Source organism: Nocardioides sp. AE5 (assembly GCF_031844485.1).
Lineage (GTDB): Bacteria > Actinomycetota > Actinomycetes > Propionibacteriales > Nocardioidaceae > Nocardioides.
In genome coordinates, this window is the sequence record NZ_JAUZVI010000008.1 from 46,337 (window position 1) to 68,236 (window position 21,900).

The window sequence follows — 21,900 nt, forward strand, 5'->3', positions numbered from 1 at the left end:
GCTGGCCTTTCGGACGGACGGGTCGGGACGACGGGGTCGGGTCACGGGATCTGGCACTGCTGGCAGAGCATCTGCTGGGTCTCCTGCCACGCGAACGTCTGCGAGGTGACGGTCCCGTTCGCATTGGTTGCGGTGAACGTGATCTGGTGGCTCAGGGTCGTGGTGCCCCCGGTGTAGGGGTCGGGCCCGCCGCGGATGATCCCGTGCTGGATGCTCAATTCGAGCGAGGTCGCACTGCAGGGAACCGTGCCGGAGTCCGGGACGGGCCTCCCGTCCATGCCCATGTTGCCGGTGTGCTGATAGCGGCAGACACCGTCGAAGTTGCGCCAGTCCGAGGGTGGAGCCATCACGATCGTGGTGCTGCCCCAGCCCTCGATGCCGAGGAAGCCGGTCTGGGCATCGGTGGCGATCGGCTGGTTCGGTGTCGGCAGTGCCGTGGTGGTCACGTCCTGGGAGGTGCTGGTGGTGGCCGCGGGGCCCTCGCCCTGGTCATTGGTTGCCTTCACCGAGACGGTGTAGGTGCCCGAGGAGAGTCCGCAGCCGGGGTCGGCGCCCCAGTCGCAGGTCCAGGTCGCGGTGCCGCTGCGGCCGCTGCCATTGGTGGTGAAGGTGCGGGTGCCGTTCGGGCCCGCGACGGTCACCGCATACGAGGTCACCGGGGAACCGTTGGCCGGTGCCGCCGTCCAGTCCACCGCGACGGTGACGGTCTGGGTGGTGCCGCTCGCGGTGAAGGACGAGGTGGCCGAGGCGCTGCCCGGCGCTCCCGGCCGCGAGGCCGGGGTCACCTGGTTGGACGGGGCCGAGGCCATGGTGTCGCCGCCGCGGCGCGCGGTCACCACGAACCGGCTCGGGGTGCCGGTCGGCACGCCGGTGACCACTGCCTGGCGGGCTCCACCGTTCACGGTGGCCAGCGTGGACCCACCGTCGATGCGGATGGTGAAATCCTCAGGGGTGGCGCCGGTGTAGGACCAGTTGACCTGCACGCTCCCGTTTGCCTGGACGGTTGCCGAGACACCGGTAGGAGCGCTGATCGGCTCCGCGACCGCCGGGGTGACCGCGTTGGAGGGGGCCGAGGCCCGACTCTCTGCGGCGCGGCGGGCGGTGACGACGAACCGGCTCGGTACGCCGGCCGGGACGCTGGTGACCACGACCTGGCGCACCCCGGGGGCGACGGTCGACACCACGGCCCCGCCATCGATGCGCACGGTGAAGTCGGTGGGTGCCGGTCCGCTGTGCGCCCAGGTGATCGTCACGCTGCCGTCACCCTGCAGCGTGGCGACCACGGAGGTGGGTGCGGTGAGTGGCTCGACGGCCTCCTCGCAGCCCTCGGCGGTGGGGTCGGCTTCGCAGTCGGGATCCTCACCGGTGTCGCCGCCGGTGCCGTCGCCGGGACCATTGCCCGCGTCGTCGCAGCCCTCGGCCGTCGGGTCAACGGTGCAGTCGACGGTGCCACCGGTGTCGAGGTTGCCGGAGTCGTCGGGGCCCTGGTTGCCGGGATTCCGGGTGCCGGGATCCTGGGGGGCGTCGGGCGGGTCGAGCACGGTGTCCTCGCCGGGGGGCGCCTGGCGCGGCGGGGTGCGTTCCGACCCGTCCCTGCGGTTCTGGGAGACCAGGTCGGGGATGTCAGGCACCGTGGCCTGCGCCCCGCCAACGGGCTGGTTGCCGACGCTGCGGACCGGTTGGACCGGGACCGTGGGGTCCTGGCGCAGGAAGGTGCGGGTGCTGCCGTCGGGCAGGACCTGGACGCCGCGGTCGGCGCCCTGCACGTTGATCAGCAGGTGGCCCTCGTCGACGACGAACTCGACCTCGCCGTCGCCCTCGGGCAGCAGGATGTCCCCGCCGGCGACCGAGCCGTCCGGATGGAGCCGGATCGCCTTGCCCGCCTTGATGCACGGGACGTAGACCACCTCGTGGAAGACCACGGGGCGTCCCGGTTCCGCACACCCCACCGGGCCGAGGCCCACTTCGCGCACCTGGGAGTCGCCCACGATCACGATGCTGGAGGTCTGGGGGGCCGCCACCGGCACGATGTGCGCCGGACTGGAGTCCGGTTGCAGCACCTGGCCGCGGAGGCTGGGGGCGGTGGCCACGATGTCGGCGTCGGTGCCGATCTGGACGACGATGCCGTTGTCAGGCCCGAAGAGCGTCACCCCGGTGTCATGGCCGACCAGGACCGAGGATGGCCCCGAGCCCTTCACCTGCCGGGTGCCCTCGGAGACGAATGCGCTGGCCTGGTCGCTCCAGTCGAGTCCGGTGACCAGGCCGGTGTCGTCAAGGATCCAGACGCGTCCGGTGCCGTCGACCTGGCCGTCGACGATGCCGGGCTCGCTGATCCAGACCTCGCCCAGGATGTCCGTGGTGACCGGGTCGATGGCGGCCAGGCTGCCCTCGGCACGGTCCAGGACGAAGACCTTGCCCTCGTGGAGCAGGATGTCGGTGGCGTCGCCACCGGTGATGGACCGTTGTCCGGAGGCGAGCAGGGTGGCGAGGTCGAACGAGATCAGTTCCCCGGTGCTCCGGTTGATCACGACGAGCCTGCCGTCGTACTGGGCGATGTCCAGGGAGTCACCCGGATCGCCGACACCGATCCGTGCCTCGGGGCGACCGGTCGCGGGATTGACCTGGATGACCTCACCGGTGGGCTCGTCCTTGAGCCAGCTCAGCCCGTCGCCGAGGTTCACTGAGGTGCGGCTCAGTCCGTCGCCGAAGAGGACCCCCAGGACCAGGGATGCGGCCACCACGACCACGCTCAACTCGGCGGTCCCGCGCGAGCCACGGCTCTTGCGGCTGCTGCGCCCGCCGAAGAGGCCGCGCAGTCGCTGGCCCATATCCGAGATGCTCATCGCTCTTCCTCGCTTCCATCCTGCTCCGAGACCGGGGCCCCGCTGATCAGCTGGGCTCCGGTTGCCGTTCCCGACGTACACCACAGGCCGCGTCCGAGTCCGGCCAGTGGTTCGACCGTCTTCGTCGGCACCGTCACCCCGAAGAGGTCGCCATCTGCCCAGTCGGGCTGGAGCAGGAATCCCCTCCGGGAGTTGCGGACCGCTGCCAGCAGTCCTCCAGGAGCGGCCCTCCGTGCCTCGGCCACGTCTGCGGTGACGACCACTCCGAGATCGCTGCGACGGTCGGTCACGGCCCGGACCAGACTGGCCACCGCTGCTGCTCGTGCGTCGTTCGTGCTGCTTGAACCTTCCCACAGGTGGGCGTCGTCAACCATGAGCAGAGCAGTCGATCCGGAACCTTCCGGCGTCCGCTCGCACCAGGCGGCGAGCGCAGCGGCGAGCCGCTCGGGATCGCGGTCGCGCAACACCGTCGGTGCCGGGCCGCTGCGCGCGGCGAGTGCGGCCAGGCCGTCCAGGGCGGAGGTCCGTCCGGTCCGTGACTTGCCGGCGACCAGGACCGGGCCGGCGGCGAGGTCCACCTCGATCACGGCGACCGCGTCGATGTCCACCGCGATCGGGAAGCGCAGTCCCTGGGCCGCGGGCAGCAGGGTGGCCGGCAGCCGGGCAGGCATGGCCGGGACCGGTGCCTCGGCCCGTGTGGCCAGGGCCGGGAGCAGCAGCCGGGCCGCGGCCGCGATGTGCTCGGCCTGGGCCGGCGTACCAGCGCCGCCGATGGAGGCCACCTGCACCTCGCTGCGCCCTTCGAGCCCTCGTCCCGGGCAGGTGTCGGTGTCGAGCACGTTGCCGGGGACCCCCAGCATCACGTAGTCGTCACCGGTGGTCATCCGGAGCACCACCCGGCGGCCGAAGCTGGAACCGAGCGATGACGGCACCCCGCCGCGGCCCGGCGCTGTGGCACTCACATGGATGCCGACCCGGCGCCCGTTCTGCAACACGGTCTGCAGGTGGTCGACGTGCTCGCGGGCCAGGCCACCCGCGGACTCGAGCGAGTCCACCAGGGCGGGCAGGTTGTCGACCAGGAGATAGACCCGGGGCACCGCCAGGCCCATCCGGGCGAGTTCGTCGAGGTCGGCGCACCCGTTGGCGGCCAGCGCCTGGGTCCGCTCGGTGACGGTCCGCTTGAGCAGCCGGATCATCCGCATCACCCGGCCGGGCTCGGCCGGAGTCGCGATCGCGGCCGTGGTCGGCAGGTCCCCGAGTGGGGAGAGGCCACCACCGGCGAAGTCCAGGCAGTAGACGTACGGCGCGGTCGCTCCTGCCCCGAGGGTGTCGCCCAGGGAAGCCGAGAGGGCGACGGTGCGCAACAGTTCGCTCTTGCCGGAACCGGAAGCGCCGTGGACCAGGAGATGCCCGGAGACCGCATAGTCGAGCACCCAGTCGGGTTGGCGCTGGCTCTGCGGGTCATCGACCAGGCCGAGCAGGACCCGACCGGTGGGACGGCCCTCAGCGGGGTCGCGCAGCCGCTCCACCGGCAGGTCGAGCTGCTCGGACAGGGCCGGCAGCCAGGGACGCGGCGGCGGTGCCTGACCAGTCCGGGCAAAGGCGCTGTTGATCGTGGCGACGCACCGCTCGAGGTCGGTCCGGGGGTCGAGGCGCACCTCGCTCGCAGCGTGCTCCTCGGAGCTGCCCAGGGCGGTGAACGGCTCGATCCGGATCGGGTTGCCGGCATCCTGGATCGGCTCGCGGGCACCCACCCAGGCCGACTGCACCAACTCGGCAGTGCCGTGCCCGGTGCGGCGGATCCAGGCACGGCCGGGGGTACGCCGTGAGATCCGGGCCGCCTCGCCGGAGTCGATCACGTCGCTGGAGTCGTCGACGGCGCCGACGCGCAACGCGATCCGCAGGTCGGTGTTGGCACGGATGTTGCCGGTCACCACGCCTGCGGGGCGCTGGGTGGCCAGCAGCACGTGCATGCCCAGGGAGCGCCCACGCTGGGCGATGTTGACCATGCCGTCCACGAAGTCGGGGACCTCGGCCGTCAACGCCGCGAACTCGTCGACGCAGATCAGCAGGCTCGGGGGTGCGGCCTCGGGGTGCTCGCGCTCGAGCTGGACCAGGTCCTTGACGCCATAGGTGCCGAGCAGGTGCTCACGAGTGGCGATCTCCGCGCTCAGGGAGGTCAGTGCCCTGGTCACCAGGGCCGGGGTCAGGTCGGTGATATAGCCGACCGTGTGCGGGAGGTCGGCACACTCACGGAAGGCTGCCCCGCCCTTGTAGTCGACCAGCAGGAAGCTGATCCGGGACGGTGGATTGTTCAGGGCAAGGGAGCAGATCAGGGACTGGAGCAGCTCACTCTTGCCGGAGCCGGTGGTGCCGGCGACGAGGCCATGGGGGCCGTCCTCACGCAGGTCGATGGTGACCACGCCGTCGACGCCGGCTCCGATCTGGGCACGCAGGCCGACCGACTGGCGCCAGCGCTCCAGCACCGCGTCGACCCGGTCCAGGTCGGCGAAGTCCGGGCTCACCTCGGGCAACCGCACCACCCGGGGCAGCGCGGTGCTGGCGGGCAGCAGCGCCGCCTCGTCGACGTACCCGGTCATCGCCCGGGCACCGCGCCATGCCTGGTCCAGGCTGGCACCGTCGGGGACGGCCAGGCTGATCTCGCCGGCCCGGTCGGCCATGGCGACGCGGCCGCCGGCGAGGTCGACCAGCAGTCCGGTCGCGGCAGGGACCACGTCGGGATCCGAGCCCATCCAGACCAGGTGGAGCCCCCGGTCGCCGGCCTGGGCAGCGATGGCCTCCAGGGTGCGCCGCGGGACACCAGCCTCCTCGTCGACCAGGCAGATGGTGTGTCCGCGGGACTGGTCCTCGACGGCGAGCTGGTCGAGCAGGGCGGTGGCGGCCCGGGTGCCGACGGCGACCGGAGGGGCACCCCCGACGCGCGGTGCGGCGTGCGGCAGCCAGCGCAGCCAGGCCTCGTGGTGGGCGCGTCCGGCCCCGAAGCAGCCGGCGATGCTGAGGTCGTGGGGGGAGTGGTCGTGGGCGAGGCGGAGCACCAGGGCACGGACCAGGTCGTCGACCGCGGACCCGCTTCCGCCGGGTGTCACCTCGACCGGGCCGGTGACGGCGACCAATGCGTGGGTGGTGAGATCGAGGAGCACCGGCATCGCGTCGAGGTCACCGCGTGAGGTGAACTCGGCCAGGGCGGAGCGACGGATCTCCCGGTCGCCGCCTTCCTTGACGGTGCCGCGGAGCAGCGCAGGCACCGGACCCAGCCCGGCCCGTGCGGTCAGGAACTCGCTGCGCTCCTCGGTGCGGGACCAGGTCCGCGGGTCGGCGGCGGTCGCCCGCAGCCGCACCGTCTCCGGGTCGGGGTGGTCGTCCAGGGTTCGCTCGCGCTGGGCGATGGCGGCGTCGTCGATGGCGGTGAGGGCCTCGTCGACCTCTTCGCGCCAGGCGGCGACCTCCTCGGTGAAGTGGCGCTCGGCGACCCGGCGCTGTTGCCACCATCCGCCGATGCCGATGAACGGCCAGGCGAGAAGATAGATCATCGTGTAGGGGCTGCGGGAGCTGGCCAGCATCGCCAGGCCGAGCACCATCGGCATCAACACCATGGTCCACGGCAGCGGGCTGGGGCGTTGCCTGGTGGGCGGGGCCGACACCTCGAGGAGTCCCTCGGCCAGCGGCTCCCCGAAGCGGGGTGAGCGATAGACGGAGACGGCCGGCTCCTCGCCCGTCACTTCGCCGGGATCGATGACCAGCGTCGAGGAGCCGACCTGGAACGGCGTACCCCAGTCGAGTTCGCGGGCACCCCGCAGGCGCTGGCCGGCGACGTGGGTGCCGTTGGCCGATCCCTCGTCGAAGAGGGTGGGGCGTGTGCCGAGGACCACGCGGGCGTGCTGGTGCGAGACGAGCGGGTCGCTGAGGCGCAGGGTGCAGGTGCCGGCCCGGCCGATGGTCAGTGCGTTGCCGCGGACGTGGACCCGCTGTCCCCGGTCGGGACCTTCGGTGACCCGCAGTACGGCGCGTGGCCGGCTCCGGACCGAGTCGCGGGTGAGCCAGCCGCGTGGCGCCGAGACGACGTCGAGCAGGTCGCCGGTGCGCAGGCCGCACTCGGCCAGCCGTCGGTCGGCGGGCCAGGGGTGGTGCCCTTCGGTGGGGACCAGGAGCAGGCCGTGCTGGTCGGGGGCGAGGTGGTGGCCGAGTTCGCGGGCCAGGTCGGCGACGGTGGCGTCGGGACGGGCATGGATCCGCACATCGGCCGAGGGCACGCCACTCTCCGTGGTGGCGCGCAGCGAGAGGGCCCAGCTCTGCATGCTCTGCTCCTGTCCGCCGAGTCGGCACGTGTTGACGTCAGCTGGCGTCAACACGTGCCGCCTCGACTGGGTGTTACTGCGAGACCGCGATCTGCTGCTGGACCTCGCGGCTGATCAGCTGGGAGAACTCCTGCAGCTGGGCCTGGACCTGGCGCAGCATGGTGGCGTATTCGCTGTTCCACTGCTCCCGGGTCCGGTCCGCGTCGGGTCCGAACCACTCGAACCCCTGGATCACGTTGGTCATCCGACCGGTCAGGGCCTCCAGTTCGGAGGCGCCCGCGTTGATCTGCTGCGCGGCCTGGGCTCCGGTGTCGACGTTCATTCCCTTGAGGGCCATGATCTTCTCCTTCTTCTCGGTGTTGGTGTTTCTTCTTCGGTGGTGGGTGGATCAGTTCTTGGTCGCCGTGCTCAGCGAGGCCAGGTCGCCCAGGTGGCCGCGGTTCTGGCTGAGCAGCCGCTCCACGTAGGGCAGTTGCTCGACCGCGCTCATCCGGGCGAGGTCGTCCACGCTCGTGCCGAGCCGCTCTGCGGTCTCCGGCAGGAACTGGAGCAGTCCGGTGGCCCGGGTCTCGGGATGCTGGGCGCTGGGGGAGAAGGTGCGCCCGGATTCCACGGCCAGCACACTCATCAGGTCCTCGGGCCGGGCGCCGACGCGCTGCGCGACGCCCTCCATCTCGCGCAGGAACTCCGGTGTCACGTGCGGGTTGTCGGCGGCGCCGAGCACGCTTGCATAGTCGAAGCCGTCGGGGGAGGTGTAGCCGCTGCCGTGGCGGACCTGCACGGGGTTGTCCGCGCGCCATGCGTCGTACGCCGCCTGGGTGCGGTCTCCCCACACGCCGTCGCTGTCGTGGGGGTCATAGCCGGCAGCAGTCAGCTTCTCCTGCAGCGCACGGACGTCCTCACCGCGGCTGCCACGACCGTTGCTGGCGCTGAGTTGTTCGATGTCGCCTGCGGTGGCCTTCTGGCCGCGGCGGGCCAGGGCTGCGCCACCCAGGCCGATCGCGGCTGCAGCACCTGCGATCATCCCGGCGGCGCCGAACCCGCTGCCGGCGCCGGCCTCGCTGGCTGCGACGGGCGTGGTCGCCACCTCCGGTACGCCGTCGACCCCGTGGGTGGAGCCGAAGGCGCGGGAGACCGGGGTGCTGCCGGTGTCGCTGGCGCTGCCTGCCTCGCCGAGGGTGCCCTCCAGCCCGAGGCCGCTGCTCGCCGGGGTGCCGAACGTGCCCGAGGTGCCCGTGCCCGTCGTGCCGGCTCCCCAGCCGCTGGAGCCGCCGGTCCCGCCGATGCCGGGGACGCTGCCGGAGGTGGCGGCCAGGGGCGAGGCGGTGGTGATGGACGGCGTACCGGTGCCGATCGAGGAGGTGCCCGGAGCAGGTTGACCGCCGCCGGGGCTGACCGGCATCCCGATCGTGGACGCTCCGGTGCCACCGGTCCCGGGCGAGCCCGGGGCGACGCCGACACCACCGATGCCGCCACCGACGCCGCCGACGGGGGCCACCCCGGCCGGCTGGTTGCCGCCGGTGACCGGTGCCACGCCGGCACCGCCGGTCGGTCCGGCGTCGGCGACCGGGGCTGCGACACCGCAGTCGGGGGCGACGATCGCCGGATAGTCGGCGGTGTTGCTGGTGGGCAGCAGCGGCGAACTGTAGGAGGGCAGGGCGGCAAAGTTGACGTCATGGCCGTTGCTCGCGTCGTCCTGCGCCTTGGCGTGGGAGAGCAGCACGTTGGCGAACATCTTCAGTGCCGCGGAGATCTTCTCCAGCCAGGGGATCACGGTGCTGGTGAGGTATTCGGCGTACGCGGCGCTGGCACCGCCGGTGAAGAACGATGCGGCCCGGAGTGCGATGACCAGGGCGCGGAGGTACTGGATCACCTGGTCGGTGGTCTCGGCCCCCTCCTGGCACTTCTTGCCGGCTTCGTTGAGTTCGTCGGTGTCGGCTCCGAAGAACGACATGGTGGCCTCCCTTCCTGGTGGCGTGCTGTGCGGTGGATCGCTGCGGCTGGTCCGCTGCTGACGTCGGTGACGCTAGGTCGGTTCCTGCCCGGTGGTCGAGGAGTTCACGGGTGGAACATTCCGCCCTGTCGAGCCCTGTCGTGCCCGGGCCGGACTGGCTTCACCTGCTGATTTCGTCCTGGCGGTCGGCGTGGTTGCGCAGCACCCCGGCCGACTCCTCCAGGGAGGCGGAGGCGTGTTGGGCCTGGGGCGCGAAGCTGCCGTTCCAGTCGTTGGCGAAGTTGGCCGCATCCGGCCCGGTCCACTGCACGCCGGCGAGCATGCTGGAGATGCCGGCCACGACGCCGGCGACCTGGCCGGCCTGCTGGTTCATGTTCTGCGAGATCTCACGGGCCTGCTCGGTGTCCATGCCCTGCACGTTGGTTGCCATGTCCTGCTCCTTCATCGACGGGGCCGCGTGATCGGGCCCGGGTGTCGACGAAGGTAGGCAGGGGGAGCGACGGCGGACTAGGCCTGCGCGGGTGGAACCTTCCGCCTTGTCGCGGCCCTTGCGACCCGATCCAGGTCCTCTGCGGTGACCAGGCGGACCTCCGCGGCGCGGCGTCCGATCGCGAAGCGGACGTTCTGGGCCCGTCCGCCGCCGCTGAACGGATCGTCGCGGGGGCCGAAGGCGATCCTGGAGACCACCCGGATCGAGTCGTCGACCCGCTGGGAGCGCTCCAGGTTCCAGGCATAGCCGTGCCAGGCCAGGACCCGCTCATAGATCTCCCGGTTCGACGGGGGACGCGGATAGTCGTCGGTGCCGGTCAGCCATGGCTCGGCCAGGGCCAGCGCGACGTACCACTCCCGGGAGAGCGGTGGCAGGTGCGGGGCCGGGGCGGTGGTGTTGCCGTCCATCTGGTCGTCGGCCTCCGGGCGGGTGCGCTGCCCGGTGTCCGGGGCAGCGGGGGTGACGTCGACGATGATGGCGAGGTCCTCGAAGGTGGTTGCGTCGACCTGGCGCCCGCGCATCACGACCAGGTGGTTCTCGCCCTCGTCCAGCAGCAGGGACATCCCCTCGGCGACCGTGACCCGCCGGGCACCGCCGGGGGCGTCGAAGAGGCTGGAGACCTGCGTCTCGCCGGCCCCGTGCCAGCGCAGCCGGACGATCTCGTCACCGAGGACGAGTTCGCCGAGCAGGCGGGAGACGTGCGGGGCGCAGCGGGGCAGGGCGAGTTCGGTGACGTTGACCTGGGCCTCGGCGTCGCGGTCGGGCAGTGCCTGGTAGGGCGCGCGCCCGAAGAGCAGCGTCTCACCTGATCCGAGCACGACGGTCGGCAATCCCGCCCCGCGCAGTGTCACCCGCAACATCCGCGTCCTCCTGGTCCGCTCCGCATCCAATCACAACCGTCTCATTCCCGGCGTGGGTGGTTGAGCAACCCCTCCGGGCGGCACAGACTCTTCGTTGTGTCCACGACCTCCCCGGCTGCCGGCCTGCTGCGCGACCTGGTGGACCTGCCGTGGCGCCTGCTCGGGCTCTCCCGGGCCCCGCTGGCCCTGGCCGGTCCCGCCGTACGCCGTGACCCCGACGAGGACGCGGTGGTGCTCCGCAGCGGTGGACGCGACGTCGCGACCACCCCGGAGGAGGTCGAGCGGGCCTTCCCGCACGCCACTGGGCGACTGGTCCTCTTCGTGCCCGATGCGGGGCAGGACGAGTCGGCCTGGACAACGCACCTGGACCAGGTCGGGGGCACCTATCCGAGCCGGCTCGCCTCGCTTCTGGAGTGGACGCCGGTCCACGTGCTGCCCCATGCCGGGCTGCGTCCGTCCGAGGTGGCCGTCGACCTGGTCGCCACGGTCCAGGAACTGGTCGACGTGTGGCCGGTTCCGCTGACCCGGATCGCCCTGGTCGGCCACGGCACGGGCGGGCTGGTGCTCCGCGCTGCGTGTGCCGTCGATGCGCTCGGCGGGGAGTCGTGGCTCTCCCTGGTCGAGGACGTCGTCCTGCTCGGTACGCCGCACCTGGTGGTGCCCGGCTCCGGACCGGCATTGGCACGCCAGCTCGACCAGGAACTCGCCGGGATCGTCACCGAGGAGTACGCCGACCCGCAGGCACCCGCACTGCCCGGTGCGCGCTATGAACTGGTGGTGGACCGGAACCAGACCCGCTCGAGCCTGATCGGGGGCCTGGTGGGCGGACTGTTGTGGTGGCGCCAGCGGTTGCCCACCCGCCCGCGGACCGCGCGGGAACTCTTCCCGACGGCGTCGGTGCACCATGTCGAGTCGCGGCAGACCACGCTGGTCAACCACCCCGAGGTGCACCAGGCGCTGCTGGGCTGGCTTGCCTGACGAGGAGACCGACGCGGTGGGAGCATCGTCACCTTCTCGATTTGAGTGAACAGGCGTACACTCAAATCGGAAGACTCCCTGGATGCCCCGAGGAACCACGATGTCCCACACCACCGCCGTCACCCTGCGCCCGCGCACCGCTCGCCCCGAGCCCGGTGTGGTCGACGTACTCGGCCTGTTGCCCACCATCGTCGGCAACGAACTGGTCCTGGGCACGGTCCGTGACACCCACCGCGCCTGGGCCACCCGCGTCCACAGCGTTGCCGACAAGGTGACCGGTGGCCGGGCGCGCGCCCCGCACCTGATCCACGACGCGATCGCCAACTCCGTCTACGGCTCGATCGGGATCGGCCTGGCCGCAGCCGGCCTCGCCCTGCGCACGGCGGGACGGGCCGGCGTCGGGCCGCGGCTGGAGGCGACCCCGCAGGGCCGCTTCGTCCGCTCGGCGATCAACGGACTGATCGGTGACCGGTTCGAGGCGGAGGACTCCTCGCTGGCCATCGACATCTCGGTGCGCCTGGGCGGCCGCGACGTCGCCGTACGCCGCGACGCGCTCGCCAGTGCCTTTCCCGGGGCCACGCCGCGGGTGGCGGTCTTCATCCATGGCCTCGGCGAGAACGAGGACTTCTGGCGCCTGCACCGTGACGAGGTCGGCACGACGTACGCCGAGACGCTGGGTGGCCTGGGCTGGTCGCCGGTGATGCTGCGGGTCAACACCGGTCGCGCGATCCGGGAGAACGGCGTGGAACTGGCCGCCCTGCTGCGCGAACTGGTGGCCCAATGGCCCGGCGGCGTGGAGCGGATCGCGCTGGTCGGCCACTCCATGGGCGGGCTGATCGCCCGGGCCGCCTGTGCGGTCGCCATCGACGACGAGCGCCCCTGGACCGAGCGGATCAGTGACGTGATCACCCTCGGCAGCCCGCACGCGGGCGCCCCGGCAGCGGTGCTGGCCGGTCGGGGCAGCCGGGTGCTGGCGCACCTGCCCGAGACGTCGGCGTTCGGCCGGATCCTCGACCAGCGCTCGGTCGGGATCGAGGACCTGGTCGAGGGGCTCGGCCATGACGTGCCGCCGATGCCGGGGGTGAAGTACCGCCTGGTCTCCGCAGCGCTGACCTCGTCACCGACCCACCCGGTGGGCCGGGTGCTGGGTGACCTGCTGGTCCAGGTGCCCTCCGCGCACGGCCATTCGCGGAGGGCACCGGCGCTCTTCCCGGATGCGGACCTACTGCACCTGCCCCGCACCGACCACTTCGGGCTGTTGAACCACCCCGACGTGCACCGTCACCTCGCCCGGTGGCTGGGGGAGCCGGTCACTCCTTCCAGGCGTCCCCGTAGAGCATGATCGAGTCGATGCTGGGGACCACCCCGTGTACGCCGTCGCCCCAGGCGTTCCACTCCGGCGTCGCGCCGAGGGAGATGTAGGGCACGGTCTCGTTCCACTGGGCCTGGATCTTCTCTAGGGCCGCGGTCTGGTCCTCGGCGGAATCGGCGGCACCGAGCTCGAGGATCAGCGCGTCCAGCTCGGGGTCGTTCGACTTGCCGATGTTGGAGCTCGAGCTGCTGTAGACCTTCTCGAAGAGCTCGGGATAGATGGCGGCATCCGGCATCCCGAAGCCCCAGATCACCATGTCGTAGTCCTGCTTGACGTAGATGTCCGCGACCAGGTCCGAGACCGAGGAGACATAGTCCAGGGAGACGGTGAAGCCGACGTCCTCCAGGAGTGCCTTGATGGCGAGGCCGGACTTCTCCGAGACCTTCGCGACGCCCTTGAAGCTGATCTTGCCGTCGTAGCCGTCGGCCTTGGCGGCGTCGAGCAGTTCCTTGGCCTTGTCGCGGTCGAACTCGATGCCCGGCGTCTCGATGTCCCACTCGGACAGGTCGGTGACGATCCGCGACGACATGATGGCCAGGCCGTCGGCGGTGCGCTCGTTGTAGAGGTCGGGGTTGATCGCGTGGGCGATCGCCTGGCGGATCCGTACGTCGCCGGTCGCCGAGTCCTGGGAGTGGTTCAGCAGCAGGCCGCGGGAGATGGAGCCGATCTCCATGAAGCCGCCGAAGCCGGCCTCGATGGCGTCCAGTGCGGTCACGCCCTCGCGCAGGTAGGCGACGTCGGCCTCGCCGGACTGGAGCACGTCGAGACGACCCTGCTCGACGGCCAACGGGAAGAAGCGCAGTGCCTCCAGGTTGGGGGCGCCGCCCCAGTAGTCCGCACGCGCGGTGAGGACGAGCTCTTCCTGGGGGGAGTAGTGGTCGAAGACGAACGGGCCGGCCCCGATCGGGGTGAACTCGTCCGGCTTCGCATCGGAGGCCTGGGCCACGATCATGCCCGGCCCGGTGGCGAGCAGGTAGGGGAAGCCCGGCCACGGGTTGGCCAGGGTGAAGGTCACGGTGAGGTCGTCGGTGGCCTCGAAGGTGTCCACGGCGTGGTCCAGGATCGAGACCTGCCCGCCACGGTTGGCGATGTAGCGCTCCAGGCTCCAGACGACCGCCGCGGCGTCGAGAGGAGTGCCGTCGCTGAAGGTGACGCCCTCGCGGAGGGTGAGCGTCCAGACGGTGGAGTCGTCGTTGGCCTCGATCGACTCGGCCAGTTGCGGCACGTACTCCTTGCTCGCCTCGTCATAGCGGACCAGCAGGTCATAGACGGCCGCCATCTCGGTGCCACCGCTGCTCCCGTTGGCGATGGTCTCGGCGGGGTCCAGGGAGCGTGCCTCGGAATAGGTGACCACCTGCAGCGTCCCGCCCTGGCTGGGCGAGCCGGAGTCATCGGGGTCGACGACCCAACCGTTGGCGAAGCCCGCGGGCACTCCCTCCTGCTTCGGGTCGTCGTCGGTCGAGCTGCAGCCGGTGAGCACCAGCGCCGCCGCGGCCAGGGCAATCGCCGCCTGGCGGGTCAATCGGTTCATGTCATCCCTCACTTTGCCTGGACAGGTTCATTTCAAGATCGAATCGGGGCAGGGGAGAGTCAACGCGCGTTCCCACTGTGTGGTCCGGGCGCCGGCGTACGGCGAAAAATGGTGTGCTCCACGGGTGCCGACCGGCACGAGGACAGGAAGGAACGGTGTGATGAGTGCTGATCGCGAGCTGCGGGCCGAGATCACGATCGAGGCCGGCGTCGACGAGGTGTGGGCCGTGCTGTCCGACCTGGGCCGGATGCCGGAGTTCAGCCCGGAGACGGTGCGGATGATCCCGCTCAAGCGGGGAGGGCTGCGGCCCGGCCAGTGGTACCTGGGGATCAATCGGCGCAAGTTCTTCGTGTGGCCGACCCGCAACGTGGTCGCCGACCTCGCACCGGCCGAGCGCCTGGCCTGGGACACCACCTCCAGCGGTGCGCGCTGGATCTATGAGCTCACTCCTGTCGGCGAGGGGCAGACCCGGGTGGTGCACCGGCGTCCGGTCCCTGCGGGCTCGCTTGCCCTGGCCAGCCGGATCGTCGCCCCACTGCTCCTGGGCGGCAGCGAATCGCACGCGGACGAACTCGAGGAAGGCATGGGGCGGACGCTCGCTGCCCTGAAGGCCGCGGTCGAAAGGCGCTGAGTACGCCGGCGGACGATCCGCCTGACGACGCTCTCGACCCAGGGGCGACCTGCTAGCCTGAAAGTGGTTGATTATGAATAAGCAACCAGGAGGCGTCATGGGTGCGAAGACTGTTGGCATTGCCATCGCAGATGACCTGCGTCCGGCACTCGACGAGGTCGTGGAGCATTTCGGGCATGGAAACCGCAGTGAGTTCCTGCGCCTGGCCGTGCGTGACTACCAGGGACGGTTGCGCCTCGAGCGGATGCACGCCCTGCGGGACCAGGCTCGCGCCGAGCGCGGTGGGCGTCGTTATTCGACCGAGGAAGTGCTGGAGTTGATCCGCGACACCACTGCGCCGTGATCGACCCGTCCACGGCGGTCGCCTTCGACGTCAACGTCTATCTCGACTACATCCTCGGCGACGATGGCAGTTGGCCCCTGTTGCCCGATGTACCGCCGACGACCGGGAATCCCGCGGCCGACGCCGTGTCACTCGCCTTCGCCGCACGCTTCCGCCTCTTCACCTCACCGCACATCCTGCGCAACGTGGCCCGGGTGCTGCGCACGACTGGTCACACCACTGCCACCGTGGATGCGTTCATTGCCGCCATCGCAGAGATGTGTGAGTTCTCCGGGGGTGCAGTCATCGAACCCCGAGAGCGTGACCATGGGATCAGCGACTATGAGGACAACCTCATCGTCTCGCTGGCCAAGGACCCCGGGGTCGATGCACTCGTCATCGTCACCAGCGACCACGACCTGCTCGACCTCGGACCCAACTGGCACGGTTGTCTCATCACCCATCCACGCCCGTTCGTTCGACGCATGGTTGCGCGGTGACCGCGGGTACGGCGCGTCAGGTGCTGAATCTGCTGTGGGCGAACAGGCGCACCGAACGCGTGGATGTGTCGGCGATGGCCGCTAATGTCGCATTGTGACTTCCAACAAGACCCAGATGAATGAGCCCCGGCGCTCCGTCGAGTCCAACGGCGGCGGTTCGGCCAACGGCCTCGATGACCACATCTACCAGCGCCTGCTGCGCGAGCGGATCGTCTTCCTCGGCTCCGAGGTGCGCGACTCCAACGCCAACGCCATCTGCGCGCAGTTGCTGCTGCTCTCCGCGGAGGATCCCGAGGCGGACATCTTCCTGCACATCAACTCGCCGGGTGGCTCCGTCGACGCGGGCATGGCCATCTACGACACGATGAACTACATCCCCAACGATGTGGTCACCGTCGGGATGGGGCTGGCCGCTTCGATGGGGCAGTTCCTGCTCTGCGCGGGCACCAAGGGCAAGCGCTTCGCGCTGCCGCACGCCCGGATCATGATGCACCAGCCCTCGGGCGGCATCGGCGGCTCCGCCTCCGACATCAAGATCCAGGCCGAGCAGAGCCTGCTGCTCAAGAAGCAGCTCGGCGAGCTGATCGCCTTCCACACCGGGCGCAGTGTCGAGGAGATCGAGCGCGACTCCGACCGCGACCGCTGGTTCACCCCGCAGCAGGCCCTTGAATACGGCCTCATCGACAAGGTGATCACCAACGCACGAGAGACCGAGGCCTGAGATGAACTACTACATTCCCCAGTGGGAAGAGCGGACCTCCTACGGCTTCCGCCGGATCGACCCCTACGGCAAGCTCTTCGAGGAGCGGATCATCTTCCTCGGCACGCCGATCAGCGACGACGTCGCCAACGCGGTGATGGCGCAGCTCCTCTCCCTGGAATCCATGGACCCGGATCGCGACATCTCGCTCTACATCAACAGCCCCGGTGGCTCGTTCACGGCGCTGACGGCCATCTACGACACGATGCGCTTCATCAAGCCGGACGTGCAGACCGTCTGCCTCGGACAGGCAGCCTCCGCCGCGGCGGTGCTGCTTGCAGCGGGTGCGCCGGGCAAGCGACTCGCCCTGCCCAACGCCCGCATCCTGATCCACCAGCCCTACACCGAGGGCACGGGCGGACAGATCTCCGACCTGGAGATCCAGGCCAACGAGATCATCCGGATGCGCGAGCTGCTCGAGTCGATGATCGCCGACCACAGTGGCAAGGCGATCGAGGACGTCAGCCGCGACATCGAGCGCGACAAGATCCTCACCGCGGAGGCCGCGGTGGAGTACGGACTGATCGACGCGATCCTCGAATCGCGCAAGTCGGCCGCAGCCCTGGCCTGACGTGGTTGACCCCGTGTCTGCCGCCCGCTGGGGGCAGGCACGGGGTACCGTCAAGAAGTTGATCGCTGAGGAAGGATGACCGCCCGTGGCACGCATAGGTGACGGAGGCGACCTGCTCAAGTGCTCTTTCTGCGGAAAGAGCCAGAAGCAGGTGAAGAAGCTGATCGCCGGCCCCGGCGTCTACATCTGCGATGAGTGCATCGACCTGTGCAACGAGATCATCGAGGAGGAGCTCAGCGAGCGCTCCGACGTCGGGCTGGAGGAGCTCCCCAAGCCCAAGGAGATCTTCGAGTTCCTCAACTCCTACGTGATCGGCCAGGAGCAGGCCAAGAAGTCCCTGGCCGTCGCCGTCTACAACCACTACAAGCGGGTCCAGGCCGGCGTCTCCGAGATCGGCAAGCACGCCAAGGACGAGGCCGTCGAGGTGGCCAAGTCCAACATCCTGGTGATGGGGCCGACCGGTTGCGGCAAGACCTACCTGGCCCAGACCCTGGCCCGGATGCTCAACGTGCCGTTCGCGATCGCCGACGCGACCGCGCTGACCGAGGCCGGCTATGTCGGCGAGGACGTCGAGAACATCCTGCTCAAGCTGATCCAGGCGGCCGACTACGACGTCAAGAAGGCCGAGACGGGCATCATCTACATCGATGAGATCGACAAGGTTGCCCGCAAGGCGGAGAACCCGTCGATCACGCGCGACGTCTCCGGTGAAGGCGTGCAGCAGGCGCTGCTGAAGATCCTCGAGGGGACCTCGGCCTCGGTCCCGCCGCAGGGTGGTCGCAAGCACCCGCACCAGGAGTTCATCCAGATCGACACCACCAACATCCTCTTCATCGTGGGTGGTGCCTTCGCCGGCCTCGAGCACATCATCGAGCAGCGCGTCGGCAAGAAGAGCCTTGGCTTCACCGCGGAGGTCCGCGGCCAGGCCGAGCGCGAGGCCGAGGAACTGCTCGCCCAGGTCCGTCCCGAGGACCTCACCAAGTTCGGCCTGATCCCCGAGTTCATCGGCCGCCTGCCGTTGATCGCCAGCGTGAACAAGCTGGACCAGGCAGCACTGGTGCAGATCCTCGTGGAGCCCAAGAACGCACTGATCAAGCAATACCAGCGCCTCTTCGAGCTGGACGGGGTCGAACTCGAGTTCACCGACGAGGCCGTCCGTGCCGTGGCCGACAAGGCGATGGAGCGGGGCACCGGCGCCCGCGGGCTGCGCGCCATCATCGAGGAGACCCTGCTCCACGTGATGTACGACGTGCCCTCGCGTGACGACATCGAGAAGGTCGTCGTCACCGACGAGGTCGTCAACGACGGCGTCGCCCCGACCCTGGTCCCGCGCGAGACAAAGAAGAAGAAGTCCGCCTGACCGAGGACCGCCTGACCACGACCGCCTAGTCCTTTTGGGCCATTTTTCACGGCGGATGCGGGATCAGCGCCTGCCACGGGGAAGAATGGGGCCGATCGTCCGTCGGTGGGACCAGGGAGCAGGATGAGTTCACAACACAAGAAGCCGCTGTATGCGTTTCTTGTCCTCACCCTCCTGTGCGCCACCTTCATGGCCTATACGGTCCGCGCCCAGGCGTTCATCGATGTGCTGCGCGGGGGCTCCGATGCGTTCCACAGCGCCAGCATTGCCCACGAGATGCGCCTGGTGAGCACCGAAGTGGCCGGCGGCGGTGCGCGCCGCGCCGAGGCCGAGGAGCCCGCACCGGCACAGGCTCCCGCCGAACCGGCGACTCCGGCGCCCGAGCCTGAGGCCCGGTCCGCGGCGAAGCAACAGCCCGCACCGCAGCGAGGCACGGACCGCGCGCCCCGGGCGCCGCAGGCGAGCGACCGTGGCACGGCCAAGTCCGGCAAGCAGGGTGCCGGGCACGGCAACCGCGGCAAGGCCCGCCCTGACCAGCGCGCCGGCCGTGGTGACGACCGCTCCCGGTCGGAGTCGAACCGCGGCAAGGCGAAGGGCAAGCAGCAGGACAACGCCAGCCGGGGCAGCGCCAACCGTGGCAAGGGCAAGGCGAACCAGGGCAAGGGCAACCACGCCAAGCCGAAGGGCAACAAGCCCCGGGGCCGGGACGGGAACCGGGGCCGCCGGCACTGAGCCCGCGCTGCGTTGAAGCAGTGCGAGGCCCGGATCACTCCTGCTCGGGCACCTCGGCCAGGTCGACCTCGGCACTCAGTTCGGTCGCGCCGTCGACGACCTCCAGGACGATGTCGCCGGTGACACTGCCGACCCGGATGAGGTCCTCGCGTGCCTTCTCCACCCCGGCAATGACGTCAGCCGGCCCGCTGAACCTGACCTGGTCGACCGGGTGGCGCTGCTTGACCTTCGCCCGTGACTTCGCGCCGCGGATCTCTGCCAGGGCATCGGCGACGTGGCCCAGCAGTGCGGGGCTGGCCGAGGCAGCGGAGCCGAGGTCGGTCGCGACCGGCCATGCGGCACGGTGCACCGAACCCTCCTGCCACCAGGACCAGACCTCCTCGGTGACATAGGGCAGGAAGGGTGCCAGCAGGCGCAGCACTGCATGCAGTGCCACTGCCAGGGTCGCCCGGGCGGACTCGGTCGCGCTGCCGCCGTCGGCGTCGTACGCCCGCTCCTTGACCAGTTCGAGGTAGTCGTCGCAGAACTCCCAGAAGAACTTCTCGATCGTCTCCAGGGCCGTCGTGTAGTCGTATTCGTCGAACGCGTCGGTGGCCGCGGTGATCGTGTTGGCCAGCTGGCCGATCAAGGCACAGTCGACCGGGGTGGTGATCGCCAGCAGGTTCCGCTCGCTGGCGCCCACGTTGCCCAGGACGAACTTGGATGCGTTGAGCACCTTCATCGCCAGGCGGCGGCCGACCTTCATCTGGGTCTCGTCGAACGGCGAGTCCAGGCCCGGTCGGGCCATCGCGGCCCGCCAGCGGACCGCGTCCGAGCCGAACTTCGACAGGATCTCGGTCGGGACCACCACGTTGCCCTTGGACTTGGACATCTTCTTGCGGTCCGGGTCCATCACGAAGCCGGAGACCAGGGCGTGCTTCCACGGCACCACGCCGTTCTCGTGGTGCGCCCGCACCACCCGGGAGAAGAGCCAGGTCCGGATGATGTCGTGGGCCTGGGTGCACAGGTCCATCGGGAAGACCCGCTCGAAGAGGTCGTTGTCGCTCTCCCAGCCGCCCGCGATGTGCGGGGTCAGGGACGAGGTTGCCCAGGTGTCCATCACGTCCGGGTCACCGATGAAGCCACCGGCCTGGCCGCGCTGCGCCTCGTCGTACCCGGCGGGGGCGTCGGTGGACGGGTCGATCGGCAACTGCTCCTCGGTGGGCAGCAGCGGGTTCTCGTAGTCGGGCTCGCCGTCGGCGTCCAGGCGGTACCAGACCGGGAACGGGATGCCGAAGAAGCGCTGGCGCGAGATCAGCCAGTCGCCGTTGAGGCCGCTGACCCAGTTGTCGTAGCGGTGCTTCATGTGCGCCGGGACCCAGGTGATCTCGGCGCCGTCGGCGACCAGCGCGGCACGCAGGTCCGCGTCCCGGCCACCGTTGCGGATGTACCACTGCCGGGTGGCGACGATCTCGAGCGGCTTGTCGCCCTTCTCGAAGAAGTTCGTCATCCGCTGCGTCGGCTTCGGCTCGCCGTCCAGGTCGCCCGCCTCGCGGAGCTTGGCGACCATCGCCTCGCGGGCGCTGAAGACGGTCTTGCCGGCCAGGTCGGCGTACGCCGTGGACGCGGCGTCCGCGGAGAGCCAGGCGGGGGTCTCGCGCAGGAAGCGACCGTCGCGGCCGATCACGGTGCGCACCGGCAGTTGCAGCTCGCGCCACCACTGCACGTCGGTGAGGTCACCGAAGGTGCAGCACATCGCGATGCCGGCGCCCTTGTCGGGCTCGGCGGCGGGGTGGGCGAGCACCGGGATCTCCACGCCGAAGACCGGCGAGGTGACCGTCGACCCGAACAGGTCGGCGTACCGCTCGTCGTCGGGGTGGGCGATCAGCGCGACCACCGACGGGATCAGCTCGGGGCGCGTGGTCTCGATGTGGATCGGCGAGCCGTCGGCACGGTGGAAGGCGACGCGGTGGTAGGCGCCGGCGTACTCACGGGCCTCCAGTTCGGCCTGGGCGACCGCGGTCTGGAAGGTGACGTCCCACAGCGTGGGTGCTTCCTGCAGGTAGGCCTCGCCGCGGGCGAGGTTGCGCAGGAAGGCGGTCTGGCTGACCTTCTGCGCCTTCGGGCCGATGGTGGTGTAGTCCTGCGACCAGTCCACCGAGACGCCGACGCGGCGCCACAGGTCCTCGAACGCCTTCTCGTCCTCGACCACGAGCTGCTCGCAGAGCTCGACGAAGTTCGGCCGCGAGATCGGGACCTGCTTCTTCGGGTCGGGCTTGGCCGGGGGCGTGAAGTCCGGGTCGTAGGGGAGCGAGGGGTCGCAGCGGACACCGAAGTAGTTCTGGACCCGTCTCTCGGTGGGCAGGCCGTTGTCGTCCCAGCCCATCGGGTAGAAGACCGTCTTGCCCTGCATCCGCTGGTAGCGGGCGATCAGGTCGGTGTGGGTGTAGGAGAAGACGTGCCCGACGTGCAGCGAGCCGGAGACGGTGGGCGGGGGTGTGTCGATGGAGTAGACGTTCTCCCGCGGCTGGGTGCGGTCGAAGGCGTAGGTGTCATCGGCCTTCCACTGCTGCGACCACTTCTCCTCCAGTCCCTCGAGCGCCGGCTTGTCCGGTACGACGACGGCACGCGGCTGGGCGGGCGTCGTCTCGGACAGGTCGGTGCTCTGCGGGTTCTGGTTCATGCGCGTGATCTTAGTTGC

At 70.2% G+C, this 21,900-nt stretch carries 17 protein-coding genes; 9 read left to right on the forward strand and 8 right to left on the reverse strand.

Features of this window, described 5'->3' with window-relative positions:
- Positions 1 to 41: 41 nt before the first annotated feature.
- The 6 genes from Q9R27_RS12540 to Q9R27_RS12565 all read right to left on the reverse strand — a co-directional run bounded on the left by Q9R27_RS12540 (position 42) and on the right by Q9R27_RS12565 (position 10,463).
- The gene (locus Q9R27_RS12540) at positions 42 to 2,843 is read right to left on the reverse strand and encodes a hypothetical protein (protein WP_311252724.1); all 2,802 of its coding nucleotides are present in this window, start codon (positions 2,841 to 2,843) and stop codon (positions 42 to 44) included.
- A complete protein-coding gene (locus Q9R27_RS12545; protein WP_311252725.1) occupies positions 2,840 to 7,159 on the reverse strand; it encodes an FtsK/SpoIIIE domain-containing protein in 4,320 nt (1,439 codons plus the stop codon). Before Q9R27_RS12545 ends, Q9R27_RS12540 begins: the two co-directional genes overlap by 4 nt.
- A 73-nt stretch (positions 7,160 to 7,232) precedes the next feature.
- Positions 7,233 to 7,496, reverse strand: a complete 264-nt coding sequence (locus Q9R27_RS12550; protein ID WP_311252726.1) for a hypothetical protein — start codon at positions 7,494 to 7,496, stop codon at positions 7,233 to 7,235.
- Between the two features lie 51 nt (positions 7,497 to 7,547).
- Complete coding sequence (locus Q9R27_RS12555; protein ID WP_311252727.1) at positions 7,548 to 9,113, reverse strand: peptidoglycan-binding protein; 1,566 nt, start codon at positions 9,111 to 9,113, stop codon at positions 7,548 to 7,550.
- A gap of 160 nt (positions 9,114 to 9,273) precedes the next feature.
- Positions 9,274 to 9,543 (reverse strand): hypothetical protein, encoded by a 270-nt coding sequence (locus Q9R27_RS12560; protein WP_311252728.1) that lies wholly within the window; start codon positions 9,541 to 9,543, stop codon positions 9,274 to 9,276.
- 77 nt (positions 9,544 to 9,620) lie between these two features.
- The gene (locus Q9R27_RS12565) at positions 9,621 to 10,463 is read right to left on the reverse strand and encodes a hypothetical protein (protein ID WP_311252729.1); all 843 of its coding nucleotides are present in this window, start codon (positions 10,461 to 10,463) and stop codon (positions 9,621 to 9,623) included.
- 96 nt (positions 10,464 to 10,559) lie between these two features.
- Between Q9R27_RS12565 and Q9R27_RS12570 the strand changes: the two genes are divergently transcribed.
- Both Q9R27_RS12570 and Q9R27_RS12575 read left to right on the forward strand, forming a co-directional pair.
- A complete protein-coding gene (locus Q9R27_RS12570; protein WP_311252730.1) occupies positions 10,560 to 11,441 on the forward strand; it encodes a hypothetical protein in 882 nt (293 codons plus the stop codon).
- Between the two features lie 100 nt (positions 11,442 to 11,541).
- Positions 11,542 to 12,783, forward strand: coding sequence for an alpha/beta fold hydrolase (locus tag Q9R27_RS12575; protein WP_311252731.1), 1,242 nt, complete (start codon positions 11,542 to 11,544; stop codon positions 12,781 to 12,783).
- Here Q9R27_RS12575 and Q9R27_RS12580 read toward each other — a convergent pair.
- A complete protein-coding gene (locus Q9R27_RS12580; RefSeq protein WP_311252732.1) occupies positions 12,752 to 14,344 on the reverse strand; it encodes an ABC transporter substrate-binding protein in 1,593 nt (530 codons plus the stop codon). The genes Q9R27_RS12575 and Q9R27_RS12580 overlap by 32 nt on opposite strands.
- 160 nt (positions 14,345 to 14,504) lie before the next feature.
- Between Q9R27_RS12580 and Q9R27_RS12585 the strand changes: the two genes are divergently transcribed.
- From Q9R27_RS12585 to Q9R27_RS12615, 7 genes are all read left to right on the forward strand, one after another.
- On the forward strand, positions 14,505 to 14,975 hold the full coding sequence (locus Q9R27_RS12585; protein ID WP_311252733.1) for an SRPBCC family protein: 471 nt from the start codon (positions 14,505 to 14,507) through the stop codon (positions 14,973 to 14,975).
- A gap of 97 nt (positions 14,976 to 15,072) precedes the next feature.
- Positions 15,073 to 15,318, forward strand: coding sequence for a ribbon-helix-helix domain-containing protein (locus Q9R27_RS12590; RefSeq protein ID WP_311252734.1), 246 nt, complete (start codon positions 15,073 to 15,075; stop codon positions 15,316 to 15,318).
- The gene (locus Q9R27_RS12595) at positions 15,315 to 15,797 is read left to right on the forward strand and encodes a PIN domain-containing protein (protein ID WP_311252735.1); all 483 of its coding nucleotides are present in this window, start codon (positions 15,315 to 15,317) and stop codon (positions 15,795 to 15,797) included. Before Q9R27_RS12590 ends, Q9R27_RS12595 begins: the two co-directional genes overlap by 4 nt.
- A gap of 115 nt (positions 15,798 to 15,912) precedes the next feature.
- Positions 15,913 to 16,518, forward strand: a complete 606-nt coding sequence (locus Q9R27_RS12600; protein WP_311252865.1) for an ATP-dependent Clp protease proteolytic subunit — start codon at positions 15,913 to 15,915, stop codon at positions 16,516 to 16,518.
- A 1-nt stretch (position 16,519) separates the two neighbouring features.
- Positions 16,520 to 17,128, forward strand: a complete 609-nt coding sequence (locus tag Q9R27_RS12605; protein ID WP_311252736.1) for an ATP-dependent Clp protease proteolytic subunit — start codon at positions 16,520 to 16,522, stop codon at positions 17,126 to 17,128.
- Between the two features lie 85 nt (positions 17,129 to 17,213).
- A complete protein-coding gene (clpX, locus tag Q9R27_RS12610) occupies positions 17,214 to 18,488 on the forward strand; it encodes an ATP-dependent Clp protease ATP-binding subunit ClpX (RefSeq protein WP_311252737.1) in 1,275 nt (424 codons plus the stop codon).
- A 123-nt stretch (positions 18,489 to 18,611) separates the two neighbouring features.
- The gene (locus Q9R27_RS12615; protein ID WP_311252738.1) at positions 18,612 to 19,220 is read left to right on the forward strand and encodes a hypothetical protein; all 609 of its coding nucleotides are present in this window, start codon (positions 18,612 to 18,614) and stop codon (positions 19,218 to 19,220) included.
- Positions 19,221 to 19,254: 34 nt separating this feature from the next.
- Here the strand turns inward: Q9R27_RS12615 and valS are convergent, their stop codons facing one another.
- The gene (valS, locus tag Q9R27_RS12620; protein WP_311252739.1) at positions 19,255 to 21,882 is read right to left on the reverse strand and encodes a valine--tRNA ligase; all 2,628 of its coding nucleotides are present in this window, start codon (positions 21,880 to 21,882) and stop codon (positions 19,255 to 19,257) included.
- Between the last annotated feature and the right edge of the window lie 18 nt (positions 21,883 to 21,900).